Genomic DNA, 716 nt, shown 5'->3' with positions numbered 1-716 from the left:
GTCGGCGCCTTCCGCGCGCAGCCGCGCCAGCCCGGCCGCCACGCCTTCCGCATGCGCCAGCCGCGCGCCGCGCGCGATGGCCACGCGGGCAGCGGCGCCCAGCTCGCCTTCCAGTGATCCGACGATGAGAAGGCGCGCCATATCAGCTGCCGCCCCGGTCGGCCTTGACGATCTCCGTCATCGTCACGCCCAAGCGGTTATCGTCCACCATCACCACCTCGCCGCGCGCGACCAGACGGTTGTTGACGTAGATGTCCACCGCCTCGCCCAGCTTGCGGTCCAATTCCACCACCGCGCCGCGGCCGAGCTTCAGCAGCTGGGAGACCTGCATCGTCGCGCGGCCCAGCACGGCGCTGAGCTGCACGGGGATGTCATAGACCGCGTCCAGGTCGCGCTGGCCCGGCGTACCCCCGCCGGCCGGCGCCTCGGTCGCCGGCACCGGTTCGAAGCCGTCCTCGGTGCTCATGCCTGATCTGCCTCTTCCATAGCGAACCCAGCGTCGCGCAGTGCCGCGCGCACTGCGGCGCGCCGCTCCGCCAGCGAGACCAGCTGCGCGCCGTCGCGCCATGCCAGCCGCGCATCGCCCGGCGGCAGCGTCGCGTCGCCCAGCACCGCCGGCCCGTCCGGCAGCCGCGCCGCAACGCCTTCCACCAGCACCGGGGCGACATGCAGCGTCGCCTCCGGCCGGTCGGCGACCGCGGGCAGCAGCGCGGTAG

General features: G+C 74.2%; 2 protein-coding genes. Both read right to left on the bottom strand.

The window, feature by feature from the left end:
- Positions 1-142: 142 nt before the first annotated feature.
- Positions 143-466, bottom strand: coding sequence for a flagellar motor switch protein FliN (gene fliN, locus OZN99_RS32885; protein ID WP_270939370.1), 324 nt, complete (start codon positions 464-466; stop codon positions 143-145).
- A partial coding sequence (locus OZN99_RS32880; protein WP_456299930.1) for a hypothetical protein occupies positions 463-716 on the bottom strand: 254 nt, incomplete at its 5' end. The genes OZN99_RS32880 and fliN, both read right to left, overlap by 4 nt.

The organism is Falsiroseomonas oryzae (genome assembly GCF_027856955.1).
Classification (GTDB): domain Bacteria; phylum Pseudomonadota; class Alphaproteobacteria; order Acetobacterales; family Acetobacteraceae; genus Falsiroseomonas; species Falsiroseomonas oryzae.
The sequence above is the reverse complement of the archived record's forward strand: the minus strand, read 5'-3'. Positions and strand labels throughout refer to the sequence as shown.